The following is a 14,473-nucleotide window of genomic DNA, read 5'->3' as shown; positions in this document are numbered from 1 at the left end:
TCAGGAACCGCTGACGGAGCGACCGGCCGACTTGAGGTCGTTGCAGGCCTCGGTGACACGCGCGGCCATCGAGGTCTCGGCCTTCTTCAGGTAGCTGCGCGGGTCGTAGACCTTCTTGTTGCCGACCTCGCCGTCGATCTTGAGCACACCGTCGTAGTTGGTGAACATGTGACCGGCGACCGGGCGGGTGAAGGCGTACTGGGTATCGGTGTCGACGTTCATCTTCACCACGCCGTAGCGCAGCGAGTCCTCGATCTCGGACTTCAGCGAGCCCGAACCACCGTGGAAGACGAAGTCGAACGGCTGCGCACCGGGCTCGAGGCCCAACTTCTCGGCCGCCACGCGCTGACCCTCGGCCAGCACCTCGGGCTTGAGCACCACGTTGCCCGGCTTGTACACACCGTGCACATTGCCGAAGGTCGCGGCGAGCAGGTACTGCCCGTTCTCGCCCGCACCGAGCGCCTCGACGGTCTTCTCGAAGTCCTCGGGCGAGGTGTAGAGCTTGTCGTCGATCTCGGCCTCGACGCCGTCTTCCTCGCCGCCGACGACGCCGATCTCGACCTCGAGGATGATGTTGGCCGACTTACAGGCCTTCAGCAGTTCCTTGGCGATCTCGAGGTTCTCGTCGATCGGGATGGCCGAGCCGTCCCACATGTGCGACTGGAACAGCGGGTTCTGGCCGTTGTTCACGCGCTCCTGCGAGATCGCGATCAGCGGACGCACGTAGGTGTCCAGCTTGTCCTTGGGGCAGTGGTCGGTGTGCAGCGCGATCGTCACGTCGTACTTCGCGGCGACGACATGCGCGTACTCGGCCAGTGCCACCGCGCCGGTGACCATGTCCTTCACACCCAGGCCCGAGGCGAACTCGGCACCACCGGTGGAGAACTGGATGATGCCGTCACTGCCCGCGTCGGCGAAGCCCTTGATGGCGGCGTTGATCGTCTCCGACGAGGTGCAGTTGATAGCCGGGAACGCGAACGAGTGCGCCTTGGCCCGGCCGAGCATCTCGGCGTAGACCTCCGGGGTCGCGATAGGCACAGCAGTGACCTCCGTGTTGTGGGGAGCAAAAACCAATTCTGTCAGGCCACACCCTAAATCAGGAAGGCGAACGAGGAATTACCCAGGTCGGGTGAGGTTCACCCGCAGGGCACTCATGTCACAGATCGGACCGGTACTGTGGGGGCCGTGACTTTGCTGGCGGTATCCGATGCGGTGACGAACAACCTTGCGTTGACCCAGTTGCTGGACCCGATGTATCTGCTCCAGGAGACGTGGCTCAAGAACGCTGTTCTGCCCGCCATCCTGGCGATCGTGTTCATCGAGACCGGGCTGCTGTTCCCGTTGCTGCCGGGTGACTCGCTGCTGTTCACCGGCGGCATGCTCGCCGCGCAGGAGAACCCGGTGGTCTCGATCTGGTGGCTGGTGCCGCTGGTGATTCTCACAGCGTTCGCCGGCGACCAGTGCGCGTATTGGATCGGCCGCAAGATCGGCCCGGCCATCTTCAAGAAGGAAGACAGCCGCTTCTTCAAGAAGCACTACGTCACCGAGACGCACGAGTTCTTCGAGAAGCACGGCCCCAAGACCATCATCCTGGCCAGGTTCGTGCCGATCGTGCGCACGTTCATGCCGGTGCTGGCCGGTGTGTCGCAGATGAGCTACCGCAAGTACGTGGCGTTCGACATCGTCGGCGCCGTGCTCTGGGGCGGTGGCGTGACGATCATCGGCTACTTCCTCGGCAATGTGCCGTTCATTCGCGACCACGTGGAAGCGATCTTCCTGCTGATCGTGTTCGTCTCGATCCTGCCCGCGATCATCACGGTCGGTAAGAAGGTGCTCGAGCGTCGCAAGGCACCGGTCGTCCCGGCGCAGAGCGGCGAGCTGGCGACTTCGACGAACGAGACGCACTGATCGCTGTGACCGCAGTACCGTCGACCCTCGCTATGGGCAGCTTCGATCCGCTGATCTCGGCAGGCCCCGCTGTGGTCTGCACGGTGGTCCTGGTTTTCGTTTTCCTCGAATGCGCGTTCATCATCGGGCTGTTCCTGCCCGGTGACTCGATGCTGATCACCGCCGGCATCGTGCTGGCCTCGCACGCCAACGGCGAAGCGCAGGTCTGGGCGTTGTCGGTGGGCACGATGCTCGCCGCGATCGCGGGCAATCAGGTGGGGTATGTCGTCGGGGCGCGCACCGGGCATCGCCTGGTCGCGCGCAAGAACGGCCGATATATCAACACCAAGAACCTGGCCAAGGTCACCGGCCTGCTCGAACGGCACGGGTTCCTCGCGGTGCTGGTGGCCCGCTGGATTCCGTGGGTGCGCACGCTGTGCCCGATGGTGGCGGGCGCGGCGGGAATGGATCACCGGCGCTACACCGTAGCCAGCACGCTCGGCGCGATCATCTGGGCGCCGGTGCTGTTGCTGATCGGGTATTACGCGGGCGAGTTCCTCGAGCAGGTGCCGTGGCTGATGCCCGCGGTGATCGGCACGTTGATCGTGGGTCTGATCATCGGCACGGTCCTCGGTATCCGACACTATCGCCAGGAGATGGCCAAGCCGGTCGAGGACTACGACCTCGAACCGAGCATCGCGGGCGAGACCGAGCGCTGAGTTTCCGACCGCTGAGCTTCCGACCGCTGAGCTACAGCCCGGCCGCGCTGACCTGGTAGGCCGCTTCCATCAGCATCCAACCCGACAGCTGCACCGACAGATCGCGCTCCGGCACGGCCGAGGCGGTCACCGAACCGCCCGCGGTGAACTTGCCCGCGCCGCCGGTGCCGCCGGGTAGTCGGGCCGGTTTGCTCCAGTCGAAGCCGAACAGCGGTTCGCCTTCGTATTCGAGCCGATTGGCCCAGGCCGCGGTGGCCGAGGCCTTCACGATCGCGGCCGCGCAGCGCCGTGCGGTTTCCTCGCGCTTGCCCTCGCCGGGCAGCATCAGCGCGACCACGGCGAGGTAGCGGGCCAGGATGCCGTTGAACAGGCCGCCGTCGCCGCCGCCACCGCCGTTGATCACCAGGCGGGTGGTCATGTGGTCCTCGACCGCGGTGAGCAGCTTGCCGACCCGTTCGATGTGACGTTCGTCGTCGTCGGTGTGCACGGCGAGTTCGGCTTCCAGGCCGAGGACAACACCCTGGCAGTAGCTGAACACCGGGCGTTCGATCTCGCCGGAGGGTAGGTGGATGCCGTCGAGGATCAGGCCGGAGTCGGGGTCGCGCAGGGTGGCGTCGATCCAGTCGGCCATCTCGCGCGCGCGTTCGACCCGGCCAAGGCGTAAGAGCGCGATGCCCGCGGGGCCGTTGGCGGGGGCGTTGAAGAAGTCCGATTTGATCCGCCACGGGATGCCGCCGCCGACCTCGGGTTCCCAGGCGCCGTAGAGCTTCTGTTCCAGGGCGAGCAGACCGCCGCGGGCCGAGGTGAGTTCCTGGGTGCGTTCGGCGCGTTCCAGGGCGATGGCCAGCCAGGCCATGTCGTCGTAGTAGCGGTTGGTCCAGCCGGTGATATTGCGCATGCGGATGCCGCGTGCGATCGCACCGATGCGCTTGCGGCGGGCGGGGGTGGGGACGCGGTTGGCGGCGTCGACCGCGACATCGAGGAGGTGGGCCTGCCACCAGTAGTGCCAGCCGACGAAGGTCCGTTCCCGACGGGTCGCGGGCCAGCCGACCACGCCCAATTCCGTTCCGGGAAAACCCCACAGCATGCGCAGATGCCGCGAGACGATCGCGGACTCGGCCATATCGGCACGCTCGGACCACAGCGCCGGGGTGGGCACGGATCCGGTGCGGTCTTCAGGCTGGGGGCGCCGGCCGCTGCGCGAGGTCATGGCTACATGGTGCCAGGTGGTACCGACATTGGAGTACCCATTTCGTTACCAGGCCACGGACAGATCGGCGTGTTGACGGATCCAGGCGTGCATGGCGATGCCAGCCGCGACACCCGCGTTGATACTACGGGTGGAACCGAACTGGGCGATCGAAACCGTCAGGGCCGCTGCGTCTTTCGCATCATCGCTGACACCGGGGCCTTCCTGGCCGAACAGCAGCAGGCAGTTCTTCGGCAGATCCGCGGTCTCCAGCGGGACCGCGCCTGGCACGTTGTCCACCGCCACAACCGTCAAACCCTCGCGCGCGGCGAACTCGCGCAGTTCGCCGAGGTCGGCGTGGTGGACGAGGTGCTGGTAGCGGTCGGTGACCATGGCGCCGCGGCGGTTCCAGCGTCGTTTACCGACGATGTGCACGGCGGCAGCGGCGAAGGCGTTGGCAGTGCGGACGACGGTGCCGATATTGGCGTCGTGGCCGAAGTTCTCGATGGCCACATGGAAGGGGAAGCGGCGGGCGTCGATGTCGGCGACGATCGCCTCGCGAGTCCAGTAGCGGTAGGCGTCGACGACGTTGCGGCGGTCGCCCTCGGCCAGCAGGACGGGGTCGTAGCGGGGGTCGGTGGGGACCGGGGTGTCGTATTCCTGCGCCCACGGACCGAGGCCGTGCGGGTGCTCGCCCCACTCGGTCGGGCCCGCGACCTCTGCTTCACTCACCCGGCCATGCTAGGCGGGCTCTCAGTAGCGCGAGGACTCGGCTTCCGCGCTGATGATCATGAGCGCGACGGCGCCGACCATCGTGAGGAGCATGATCCCCAGCAGCGCGGTGCCGACGATGCCCATGACATAACCGGCGGATGCCTGCGAGCGGCCGCCGATCTGCCCGCCGGAGGCATCGATCTCGGCGAGCACGTTGCGGCCCTTGATCCAGGCGAACGGGGCGCAGAAACCGCAGAAGGCGAGGCCGAGGCAGCCGAGGATCAGCACTGTGGTGGCCTGGGGATGCTCGGGCGGGCGCTGGTGGTAGCCCGGCGGTGGGTAGGTCATGGGCGAATCGTAGAGGGCCGGTCGCGGTGGCGCCCAACGTGCGACGGTGGGGCATCACCGAGTGCAGGTCAGCCGTTCGCGCAGGGATGAGAAGGCGCTAGGCGGGAGCGGATCCGGCGGATTGGACGGGCTCAGCCGCTTGCACCGGGGTGGGTCCGGCCGTGAGCGGGACCGAGGGCGCGGGTTCGTTCGTCGGCAACGGGGACGGGAGGCCGACTATCGGGAGGCCGCGGCGCAGGGTTCGTTGCCAGCGTAGGGGGTCGAAGACGGCCGGGTCGGTTTCCTCGATGAAGGCGCGGATCAGTTTCACGAAGCGGTCGGGGTCGAAGTGGTGGGGGAAATGGCCTGCGCCCGCGAAGATTTCGATGCGACTGCCGGGGAAGGCTCGGTGCGCGCGGTCGGCGTGGCCCGACGGGATGACGGTGTCGCGGGTGCCGCCGATGACCAGGGTGGGCAGATGGGCGGCGAGATAGCCGCGGTCGAGCATGGTGATGGTTTGGCCGCGGCGGTCGGCGGCGGCGCGGATGGTGCGCAGGAAGGCGTTGCGGGCGCCGGGATCGGCGAGGTGGCCGTAGAGGCGCAGCACGTATTCGGCGTCGGGGCCGAGGCCGAGCCCACCCAGTGCGGTGACGATCGGAACCGCGGCCGTCACCGCGGTGCGGACCGGCCAGCTGGTGATCGCCATCAGCGCCGGTCCCGCGCCTGCCAGGGTCGCGAGGCGGAACGCGGGGTGCACGCCCGCGCCCATCCCCGCCGGGCAGACCAGCGCGATTCGCTCCACCTTCTCGGGAAACTGGTAGGCGAACTGCATCGCGACCCCGCCGCCGAGTGAGTGCCCGACGACGGTGATCCGGTCGATGCCGAGGACGCTGAGCAGGTCACGCATGCCGTTCGCGTAGGCCCCTACGGCGTAGTCGCCGCGCGGTTTATCGGATTCGCCGTGACCGAGTAGGTCAGGGGCGATGACGGTGTAGTGCTCGGCGAGTGCGTCGAACACGGGCGCCCAGGTGCCGGAACTGTCGGTGATGCCGTGGATGAGCAGCAGCGGTGGGCCTGTTCCGGCCATCCGGAACGCCCGGCGGTACCCGTGCACCTCGATGAACTGCATTTCCCCGTTCATCTACGAAGCGTGCGCGCGAGGTGTTGCGCCTCGACAACACCCGAGTAAGCGCCATGTGACAAGGCGTATCGGGAACCGCCCGATGGAAATCGCCCGACAGGAAACGTCGGTGACGCCAGATGCGACCGCGCCCGCTGCGACGGGCCGCCACCGATTTCTGGCAGCACACTGGCGACCGCGAGCCGACCGAGCCCGGTCAGCGACGTGCCAACGCTACGAGTGGAAATCGTAGGCGTGGTCGCGAGAGGATGCGGCAGCATCGCGAGATGGCCGGTCGGTTAGGAAATACTGCGCTGCGGCGTAGGTCGCCAGGATGACGCCTTCGGTGACGCGGCGGGTTCGGTCGTCTCGGGCGAAGAGACGGCGCAACACGATCAGGCCGTCCGAGATCGTGAACAACAAGGCACCGATGCCGTAGCGGCTGCTGGGGTCCGCGGTCGGAATGTTCAGGCCTGCAATGTTTTTCGCATCGGGGGCGAGGGCTGGGTCCGAGGCGAGGGTTGCTGCGGTGCCGAGGGTGGCGCCGTAGGCGGTGAGTGGGAGGGTGAGGTTCGGGGCTTTGGCGCGGAGTAGGGCCGCCGCGCCGATCCAGGCCGCCACTCGGGGTAGGGCGATTTCGGGGCGGGGGCGGGCGCCGCGTTTCCACCACAGGACGGAGTAGCCGGTTTGCATGACCGCGAAGGATGACGCGCCCGCGATGAGGCGGTGGTCGTTGTCGGGGTCGAGGAGCAGCACGTCACCGACCGTGGCCGCGGCAAGGGAGCCGAGCAGCAGGCGACGCTCGTCCGGGGCGAGGTCGCCGCTGGTCACCGTGTCGGCGGCCAGCAGCGGCATCAGCAGTGGCTTGGCGACCCATTGCAGGCGGTCGCGGCCGGTGACGGCACCGAACACGGTGACCGCCGCCGCTACCGAGTAAGCAGCGCGCAGCCCTCGCATGTCAGAAGCTCGGTTCCTTCGGTGCGGGCGGCAGGGTGACGACCTGGCCCGCGTAACTCAGGCCGGCGCCGAAGCCGAGCAGCAGGGCGATCTGACCGCCCTTGGCCTTGCCGGTCACCAGCATCTCTTCCATGGCGAGCGGGATCGACGCCGCCGAGGTGTTGCCGGTGTTCTCGATGTCGTTGGCCATCGGAACACTCTCGGCGAGACCGAGGTTCTTCTTCATCAGCTCGTTGATCCGGGCGTTGGCCTGGTGCGGGATGAACACCTCGATGTCCTCCTTGGCGACACCGGAGGCGTCGAGCGCGGCCGAGAGCGCGCGCGGCAGCGTGACCGCGGCCCAGCGGAAGACCTTCGGGCCTTCCATCGACAACGTCATCTTGCCGACAGACTCGATCTCGGTCTCCCCCGCCTGCCACTGGCTCTCGATCCGCAGTGCGCGCTGCTGGTATTCGAGGAAGTCGGGGTGCTGGGCGATGGCCTCGGCGTTCTCGCCGTCGCTGCCCCACACCGCGGGCGAGATGCCGTTTTCCTCGGACAGGCCGACGACAACAGCGCCCGCGCCGTCGCCGAAGATCATCGCGGTGCTCCGATCGGACTTGTCGAGTCCGACGGTCATCGTTTCCGCACCGATGACCAGCACATAGTCGAACGAACCGGCGCGAATGAGATCGGCCGCGACACCGAGTCCGTAGCCGAATCCACCGCAACCGGACGTGAGGTCGAACGCGGCGACGCCGTTGAGCCCAAGATCGGAAGCCACCGACGGGGCGCCGTGCGGGGTGAGCTTGAGCCAGCTCGAGGTGCACAGGATGACCGCGCCGATCTCGGCCCGATCGATCGGGGTGTTCTTCAGCGCGCGCTCTCCAGCGGCCGCGGCGATCGACTGGATCGTCTCGTCACCGCTGACCCAGCGTCGGTTGTTGATGCCGGTGCGCTCGAAGATCCACTCGGGGGTCGAGTCGAGGGTCTCGCACACTTCGGCGTTGCTGACGATGCGCTGCGGACGGTAAGCACCGATCCCGAGCATCGCAACGTTGTCGCGACTTTTGTTTACTGCAATGCTCACCACAGGTGACTCACACGTCCTTCAGACTTTCCGGACAGACCACATCGTCATCCGGGTTCGGCGTTGTTCAGGCTATCCCAGGGCGAGATCGTCGAGGCCGAGGATGGACCGATATTCCAACCCCTCCTCGGCGATTACCTGGTCAGCGCCGGTTTCCCGGTCGACAACGGTGGCTACGCCGACCACGATCGCACCCGCGTCACGCAGCGCGCGCACCGCGGTGAGCGGCGAATTGCCGGTGGTGGTGGTGTCCTCGACGACGAGCACCCGCTTGCCGACGATGTTGGGGCCCTCGATCTGGCGCTGCATGCCGTGCGCCTTGGCCGCCTTACGCACCACGAACGCGTCGATCGGGCGGCCGGGGGCGTGCATCACGGCCATCGCGACCGGGTCGGCGCCCATGGTGAGCCCACCGACGGCGTCGAAGTCCCAGTCGGCGACGAGCTCGCGCAGCAGCGAGCCGATCAGCGGGGCGGCCTGGTGGTGCAGGGTCGCGCGGCGCAGGTCGACGTAGTAGTCGGCTTCCTTGCCCGAGGACAGCGTCACCTTGCCGTGCACGACCGCGAGCTCGCGCACGAGGCCGGCCAGCTGGTCGCGATCGGCCTTCGTGAGCGACTGACGTGCTTGGTCGATCATCTGAGTCATGTCCTTCCGCGTGCGTTGAAGAGTCCGCGATTGATGCGGGCCACCAGGGTGCGCGGGACGAAGCCCGCGACCGCGGTGAGCACCTTGTACTGCACGCCGGGCACGCTGATCACCCGGCCGGAGTCCAGATCCCGCAGACACCCGTCGACGACCTGATCGACGTCGAGCCACAGGCGCTTGGGCAGCGAACTCATCTCGATGCCCGCGCGCTCGTGGAACTCGGTGTGTACGAATCCGGGGCACAGCGCTTGGATGCGGACACCGGTGCCCACCAATCCTCCCGCTAAACCCTCCGAGAAGGATACGACGTAGGCCTTGGAGGCCGAATAGGTCGACCCCCGTCCGGACAGCAACCCGGCCACGCTCGCCACATTCACGATCGAGCCCGCACCCGCCGCGACCATCGACGGCAGTGCCGCTCTGGTGAGCTGCAGGACCGAGGTGACGTTGACGTCGAGCTGGGCCTGCAGCTGTGCGGGTTCGAGGGTCCAGAACTCCCCCGAATGCGCGAAACCCGCGTTGTTGACGAGGAATTCGATGCCTTGGGCGGCTCGGGCGGCGACGCGGGCGCGGTCGTCGTCATCGGCCAGGTCTGCCACGAGGACCTCGGACGAGGTGGCGAAACGGTGGGCCAGTTCGTCGGCGAGTTCTTGTAGGCGCTGCTCGTTCCTGGCGACGAGGACCAGGTCGTAGCCGAGGGCGGCGAGGCGGTGGGCGAAGCCCTGTCCGATGCCGGAGGTCGGTCCGGTGATCATCGCGACGGGGCGGTGTACGCCGGGCAGGCGCAGGGGGCTATCGGTCATCGCAGATCGATTCCGGTCGAGGCGGGTGCCGCGACGACTACCGCGGCAGGTGGATCACTTCGGTAAGGGTTGGGTCACTTCGGCACTGCGCTGGGTGACTTCAGCACTGCGGTGGGTCACTTCAGCACGGCGCTGGGTCACTTCGGTACGGGACCCTGGTACGGCCGGAAGCCTGGGTGGAAGGGTCCGCCCGGTTGACCCGATTCCGCGTCATCGAGCGGGGGCTCGGTGCGGGGGCGCGGTTCGGGGACGACGGCCAGCGAGGGGCGCTTGGGCGGTTCGCCGAGGGGGCGGCGGCCGGGGGCGGGCTGGTCTTCGAACTCGGGGTCGTCGAGGTCGGGGTCGTAGTCGGCGGGGAGGGCGGGGGCGCGTCCGCCGATCGGGGCGCGGTCGTCGCGTGAGCCGATCGGGGCGCGGTCGTCGCGTTGCTGGCCGCCGCGGGGGGCGAAGGACTCGTCGTCGTCCAGGCGCAACCCGGCACCGCGGGTCGCGAAGGGCTCATCGTCATCCAGGCGTGAACCGGCGCCACGGGTCGCAAACGGCTCATCGTCGTCCGCATGACCTCGGGTCGCGAAGCGCGCGTCGTCGTCCAGTTCACCGCGACCGTCGGTTTCGGACAGGCGAGCGGTCGCGCCTCGGGTGCGGTAGGGCTCGTCGTCGGCGTCGAGTTCGTCGGGGCCCGGGAAACGGGCCCGGCCGTGCTCTTCAGCATCGGCGAATTCATCACGGCCCGCGGCGAATTCGCGGTCGTCGTCGTTGTCGTCGTACTCGGGACGGAAGCCGGGCGCCAGGTTCGCGCTCGATCGTGGCCGGGTGAATTCGTTCGGCTCGGCCACCGGGGGCAGCACATGCAGCAGACCGGACAGGCGGAGCACCACGTCGATCGCGGTCTCCCAGTCCTTGGACCCGCTGCCGACGGGCAGCATGCCGAGGGTCCAGTTGCCCTCGCTCCACAGCATCTGCACGGTGTCGGACAGCGACTCGATGAAGCCGACCATCCGCTGATCCACGGCGTGGCGGGCGATCTCCGGGTCGGTGGCGAACACCACCCGGTCGCCGATGGCGCCGAGCAGTTCCAGATCGTGGTCCTTCGGCGGCGCCGCGGTTTTGAGCCGCATGTCGACGTCGATCTCGGAGCCGATCTGGCGTCGCACGGCCACCAGGGTCGCGGCGTCTTCCAGGTCGAAGAGCACGAACTTCTCGCCCTTGCGAATACCGGAGACCACGTCGACCGCCGAGAGGTAGCCGAGCTTGGTCAGCGCGCCACGACGCCACGTCGAGGCGAGCGCCGGCTCCACCGACACGTAGGTGTAGCCCTGGGACTTCGCCCACACCTGTCTGGCGTGTCCGGTGCGTTGCCGCTGGACCCGATCGAAATACAACAGGACGACCGCACCCACGAGTGCGATCGCTGCTAACCCGAACCACATAGCCGTCATCGTCGCCTAGCCTATCCAGCCGTCGCCGTGATTGCCCGGTAGCACCGGGGATTCGACGCGCGGGTCGCTCATCGGGGGCCGCCCGGCAACGCCGTACTGATGATGATCTTGGCGTGGATCGACCCGTCTGGGTTCTTGTCGCCCTGCACCATAACCATGTCGCCGACCGGAAGCTCGCTTGCCTTCGTACTGGTCAACGAGATCACCTGGGTGGCATCGTCGATCAGCACCCGCACATCCGACCCGCCGAGGGTGCTCATGGTGATCTCGGTGCCGGTGTTGGCGGTGATGCTGCCCATCGTGGCGCCGAGGTCTTCACCACCGCCGAGGCCGGGTAAGCCGGGCAGGCCACTGGTGTTCGGCGGCGCGCCGGGGGTGGTTGGTTTCAGCGTCGGCGGGACGAGAAGCTGACTCGTCGTCGGCGGCGCGGCGGTGTTGTCGTCGGACGAATCACCGCTGAACACGAGCCCGGCCAGCACGCCACCGACCGCGATCAGCGCCAGTACGCCCACGCCGAGCGCGATCCACAAACCGGTGTGTCGCTTCGGCGGTTCCTCCTGGTCACCGTCCTGCGGACGTGGCGGGTGGCCGGGTGGCTGACCTTGGTCATAGCCGGGTGGCGGATAGCCCTGGTCGTAACCCGGCGGCGCGGCCTGATACCCCTGCCCGTAACCGGGTGGTGCCTGCTGAGGCGGGGGTTGTGCTGCGGGATAACCGCTTTCGTAGGCACCCCAGGCCTCGTCGTGTGGCGGCAACGCCTGCGTCGGGTTGGACGGTTGACCCCACTCGTCGAAGGAATTGCCGCTGTACGGCGTGGTCGACTCAGTGCCCGACGAACCCAGCCTTTCGGTCGGCGCGTCGTCCGGGCGTTGCCACGGATCCTTGGGGTTCGTCATGGGCTCCAGGGTAGGACAGGCCGGTGCGTTTGGGAGGCCCCTCCGCACCGGCCTGTTGATAAGTCCCTAGCTGTGGATAACTTCGCGTTCGACGACGAGCTTGTCGGTGGCGTCGTCCACACTCACCTTCACCGTGTCACCGTCGGCGACCGAACCGGAGAGGAGTTCCTTGGCCAGACTGTCCCCGATCGCCTGCTGGATCAGCCTGCGCAGCGGCCGCGCGCCGTAGGCAGGGTCGTACCCGCGCACGGCGAGCCACTGCTTGGCCTCCTCGGTGACGTCGAGGGTCAACCTGCGCTGTGAGAGCCGTTTCTGCAGCTGACGCAGGTTGATGTCGACGATCGATTCCAGCTGTTTCGCGTCGAGCGCGTGGAACATCACCACGTCGTCGAGCCGGTTGATGAACTCCGGTTTGAACGCGCGCCGCACCGCCTCCATCACCTGATCGCGGTCGCCACCGGCGCCGAGATTGGAGGTGAGAATGAGGATGGTGTTGCGGAAGTCGACCGTGCGACCCTGGCTGTCGGTGAGCCTGCCTTCGTCGAGAACTTGCAACAAAATGTCGAAGACGTCCGGGTGTGCCTTCTCGATCTCGTCGAACAGCACCACCGAATACGGCCGCCTGCGCACCGCTTCGGTGAGCTGGCCGCCCTGGTCGTAGCCGACGTATCCGGGAGGCGCGCCGACGAGCCGGGCCACCGAGTGCTTCTCGCTGTACTCGCTCATGTCGATGCGCACCATCGCGCGTTCGTCGGCGAACAGGAAGTCGGCGAGGGATTTCGCCAGTTCCGTCTTACCGACGCCGGTGGGGCCGACGAACAGGAACGAGCCGGTCGGGCGGTTCGGGTCGGCGACACCGGCGCGTGCCCTTCGCACCGCGTCGGAGACGGCCTGCACCGCTTCCTCCTGCCCGACAACGCGCCCCGCGACCTCGGTTTCCATCCGCAGCAGCTTGGCGGTTTCGCCTTCGAGCATGCGCCCGACGGGCACGCCGGTCCATGCCGAAACAACGTCGGCGATGTCGTCGGGAGTGACCTCCTCATTGAGCATCACTTCGCCGTCGGACGCTCCGGCACTTGTCTTTTCGGCGTCGGCGAGCTCCTTCTCGAGGTCGGGGATGCGCTTGTAGCGCAGCTCGGCGACCTTGCCGAGATCACCGTCGCGTTCGGCCCGCTCGGACTCCCCGCGCAGCGCCTCCAACTGCTCTTTGAGGCCGCGCGCCGAGTCGAGCGCGTTCTTCTCGTTCTGCCAGCGGGTGGTGAGCTGGGCGAGCTTCTCGCGGTCGTCGGCCAGTTCCTGGCGCAGTTTCTCCAGGCGCTGCTTGGACGCAGCGTCGGTCTCCTTCTCCAGCGCCACCTCCTCGATCTCGAGGCGCCGCACGGCACGTTCGATCTCGTCGATCTCGACCGGACGCGAGTCCATTTCCATCCGCAGCCGCGAAGCCGATTCGTCGATCAGGTCGATCGCCTTGTCGGGCAGGAAGCGCGAGGTGATGTAGCGGTCCGACAGCGTCGCGGCCGCGACCAGCGCGGAGTCGGTGATCCGCACGCCGTGGTGCACCTCGTAGCGCTCCTTGATGCCGCGCAGGATGCCGATGGTGTCGGCCACCGACGGTTCACCGACGAGCACCTGTTGGAAGCGCCGTTCGAGCGCGGCGTCCTTCTCGATGTACTTGCGGTATTCCTCGAGGGTGGTGGCGCCGACCAGCCGCAGCTCGCCGCGGGCCAGCAGCGGTTTGATCATGTTGCCCGCGTCCATCGCCGAGTCGCCGGTGCCGCCCGCGCCGACGATGGTGTGCAGCTCGTCGATGAAGGTGATGATCTCGCCCGCGCTGTTCTTGATGTCGTCGAGCACGGCCTTGAGCCGCTCCTCGAACTCACCGCGATACTTCGCGCCCGCCACCATCGCGCCGAGGTCGAGCGACACAACCTTCTTGTTGCGCAACGACTCCGGCACGTCGCCTTCGATGATGCGCCGCGCCAGACCTTCGACGATGGCGGTCTTGCCGACGCCGGGTTCGCCGATGAGCACGGGGTTGTTCTTGGTGCGCCTGCTCAGTACCTGCACCACGCGGCGGATCTCGGTGTCGCGGCCGATGACCGGGTCGAGCTTGCCCTGGCGCGCCAGCTCGGTGAGGTCGGTGGAGTACTTCTCCAGTGCCTGGTAGCTGGCTTCCGGGTCGGCGCTGGTGACCCGGGCGCTGCCCCGGACCGACGTGAACGCGTCGCGCAGAGCCTCGGGAGTGGCGCCGTGCTTGCGCAGCAACTGGGCGACATCGGAATTGCCTTCGGCCAGCCCGACCAGCAGGTTCTCGGTGGAGACGAACTCGTCGCCGAGCTCGGTGGCCAGCTGCTGGGCAGCGGTCATCGCGGCCAGGACCTCGCGCCCCAGTTGCGGTTTGGTGGTCGCGCCGGTGGCGCGCGGCAGCCGGTCGACGAGGGCGCCCGCTTCCCGTTCGACTGTCGCCGGGTCGACTCCGATGGCCTTGAGCAGCGGTGCGGCGATGCCATCGGTCTGATCCAGCAACGCCACCAGCAGATGGGCAGGACGGATCTCCGGATTGCCCGCCGCCGCGGCGGCCTGAAGGGCGGTGTTGAAGGCCGCCTGCGTCTTGGTGGTGGGATTGAACGAGTCCACGAATCTCCTTGGGTGTGTCCGGTATCGACTTGTTCAACGCTCATAGAGTTGAGTCTGTTCCGCTCAACTTC

14 protein-coding genes are annotated in these 14,473 nt (G+C 67.5%); 2 read left to right on the top strand and 12 right to left on the bottom strand.

Annotated features, from left to right (window positions below):
- Nucleotides 1–1,038, bottom strand: a complete 1,038-nt coding sequence (fbaA, locus tag ACFW6D_RS21920; protein WP_379330858.1) for a class II fructose-bisphosphate aldolase — start codon at nucleotides 1,036–1,038, stop codon at nucleotides 1–3.
- Nucleotides 1,039–1,251: 213 nt separating this feature from the next.
- Here fbaA and ACFW6D_RS21915 point away from each other — a divergent pair, with 213 nt between their 5' ends.
- Together ACFW6D_RS21915 and ACFW6D_RS21910 are read left to right on the top strand one after the other, a co-directional pair.
- Nucleotides 1,252–1,908, top strand: a complete 657-nt coding sequence (locus ACFW6D_RS21915) for a DedA family protein (protein WP_379330947.1) — start codon at nucleotides 1,252–1,254, stop codon at nucleotides 1,906–1,908.
- 32 nt (nucleotides 1,909–1,940) lie between these two features.
- A complete protein-coding gene (locus ACFW6D_RS21910; protein WP_379330945.1) occupies nucleotides 1,941–2,606 on the top strand; it encodes a DedA family protein in 666 nt (221 codons plus the stop codon).
- A 31-nt stretch (nucleotides 2,607–2,637) separates the two neighbouring features.
- Here ACFW6D_RS21910 and ACFW6D_RS21905 read toward each other — a convergent pair whose 3' ends face one another.
- The 11 genes from ACFW6D_RS21905 to clpB all read right to left on the bottom strand — a co-directional run bounded on the left by ACFW6D_RS21905 (nucleotide 2,638) and on the right by clpB (nucleotide 14,402).
- Nucleotides 2,638–3,729 carry a glycoside hydrolase family 76 protein gene (locus ACFW6D_RS21905; RefSeq protein WP_379330943.1) on the bottom strand — a complete coding sequence of 364 codons (1,092 nt, stop codon included), beginning with the start codon at nucleotides 3,727–3,729 and terminating at the stop codon, nucleotides 2,638–2,640.
- Nucleotides 3,730–3,861: 132 nt separating this feature from the next.
- Nucleotides 3,862–4,527: a TrmH family RNA methyltransferase gene (locus ACFW6D_RS21900; protein WP_379330856.1), complete on the bottom strand. Its 666-nt coding sequence runs from the start codon at nucleotides 4,525–4,527 to the stop codon at nucleotides 3,862–3,864.
- Nucleotides 4,528–4,548: 21 nt separating this feature from the next.
- Complete coding sequence (locus tag ACFW6D_RS21895) at nucleotides 4,549–4,857, bottom strand: DUF4190 domain-containing protein (protein ID WP_379330854.1); 309 nt, start codon at nucleotides 4,855–4,857, stop codon at nucleotides 4,549–4,551.
- A 97-nt stretch (nucleotides 4,858–4,954) separates the two neighbouring features.
- Nucleotides 4,955–5,977 carry an alpha/beta fold hydrolase gene (locus tag ACFW6D_RS21890; protein ID WP_379330852.1) on the bottom strand — a complete coding sequence of 341 codons (1,023 nt, stop codon included), beginning with the start codon at nucleotides 5,975–5,977 and terminating at the stop codon, nucleotides 4,955–4,957.
- A gap of 213 nt (nucleotides 5,978–6,190) precedes the next feature.
- The gene (locus ACFW6D_RS21885) at nucleotides 6,191–6,913 is read right to left on the bottom strand and encodes a lysoplasmalogenase (RefSeq protein ID WP_379330850.1); all 723 of its coding nucleotides are present in this window, start codon (nucleotides 6,911–6,913) and stop codon (nucleotides 6,191–6,193) included.
- A 1-nt stretch (nucleotide 6,914) separates the two neighbouring features.
- Nucleotides 6,915–7,985 (bottom strand): beta-ketoacyl-ACP synthase 3, encoded by a 1,071-nt coding sequence (locus tag ACFW6D_RS21880; protein WP_379330848.1) that lies wholly within the window; start codon nucleotides 7,983–7,985, stop codon nucleotides 6,915–6,917.
- A gap of 69 nt (nucleotides 7,986–8,054) precedes the next feature.
- A complete protein-coding gene (gene pyrE / locus ACFW6D_RS21875) occupies nucleotides 8,055–8,618 on the bottom strand; it encodes an orotate phosphoribosyltransferase (protein ID WP_379330846.1) in 564 nt (187 codons plus the stop codon).
- Nucleotides 8,619–8,623: 5 nt separating this feature from the next.
- Nucleotides 8,624–9,430, bottom strand: a complete 807-nt coding sequence (locus tag ACFW6D_RS21870; RefSeq protein ID WP_379232629.1) for an SDR family NAD(P)-dependent oxidoreductase — start codon at nucleotides 9,428–9,430, stop codon at nucleotides 8,624–8,626.
- 137 nt (nucleotides 9,431–9,567) lie between these two features.
- Nucleotides 9,568–10,869: a hypothetical protein gene (locus ACFW6D_RS21865; protein ID WP_379330844.1), complete on the bottom strand. Its 1,302-nt coding sequence runs from the start codon at nucleotides 10,867–10,869 to the stop codon at nucleotides 9,568–9,570.
- A 68-nt stretch (nucleotides 10,870–10,937) separates the two neighbouring features.
- On the bottom strand, nucleotides 10,938–11,765 hold the full coding sequence (locus ACFW6D_RS21860) for a DUF5666 domain-containing protein (protein WP_379330842.1): 828 nt from the start codon (nucleotides 11,763–11,765) through the stop codon (nucleotides 10,938–10,940).
- 66 nt (nucleotides 11,766–11,831) lie between these two features.
- Entirely contained in the window at nucleotides 11,832–14,402 is a 2,571-nt protein-coding gene (gene clpB, locus ACFW6D_RS21855) for an ATP-dependent chaperone ClpB (protein WP_379330840.1), read from the bottom strand.
- Nucleotides 14,403–14,473: the final 71 nt, after the last annotated feature.

Origin of the sequence: Nocardia sp. NPDC058705, assembly GCF_042749305.1 — a bacterium.
Lineage (GTDB): Bacteria > Actinomycetota > Actinomycetes > Mycobacteriales > Mycobacteriaceae > Nocardia.
This window is presented reverse-complemented; position numbering and strand designations above follow the sequence as displayed.

Bases quoted from the DNA above. Each gene is read 5' to 3' on its own strand.
- ACFW6D_RS21915 (WP_379330947.1), top strand. From the start codon at position 1,252: ATGTATCTGCTCCAGGAGACGTGGCTCAAGAACGCTGTTCTGCCCGCC.
- ACFW6D_RS21910 (WP_379330945.1), top strand. From the start codon at position 1,941: ATGGGCAGCTTCGATCCGCTGATCTCGGCAGGCCCCGCTGTGGTCTGC.
- ACFW6D_RS21905 (WP_379330943.1), bottom strand. From the start codon at position 3,729: ATGGCCGAGTCCGCGATCGTCTCGCGGCATCTGCGCATGCTGTGGGGT.
- ACFW6D_RS21895 (WP_379330854.1), bottom strand. From the start codon at position 4,857: ATGACCTACCCACCGCCGGGCTACCACCAGCGCCCGCCCGAGCATCCC.
- ACFW6D_RS21890 (WP_379330852.1), bottom strand. From the start codon at position 5,977: ATGAACGGGGAAATGCAGTTCATCGAGGTGCACGGGTACCGCCGGGCG.
- ACFW6D_RS21885 (WP_379330850.1), bottom strand. From the start codon at position 6,913: ATGCGAGGGCTGCGCGCTGCTTACTCGGTAGCGGCGGCGGTCACCGTG.
- pyrE (WP_379330846.1), bottom strand. From the start codon at position 8,618: ATGATCGACCAAGCACGTCAGTCGCTCACGAAGGCCGATCGCGACCAG.
- ACFW6D_RS21870 (WP_379232629.1), bottom strand. From the start codon at position 9,430: ATGACCGATAGCCCCCTGCGCCTGCCCGGCGTACACCGCCCCGTCGCG.
- ACFW6D_RS21865 (WP_379330844.1), bottom strand. From the start codon at position 10,869: ATGACGGCTATGTGGTTCGGGTTAGCAGCGATCGCACTCGTGGGTGCG.
- ACFW6D_RS21860 (WP_379330842.1), bottom strand. From the start codon at position 11,765: ATGACGAACCCCAAGGATCCGTGGCAACGCCCGGACGACGCGCCGACC.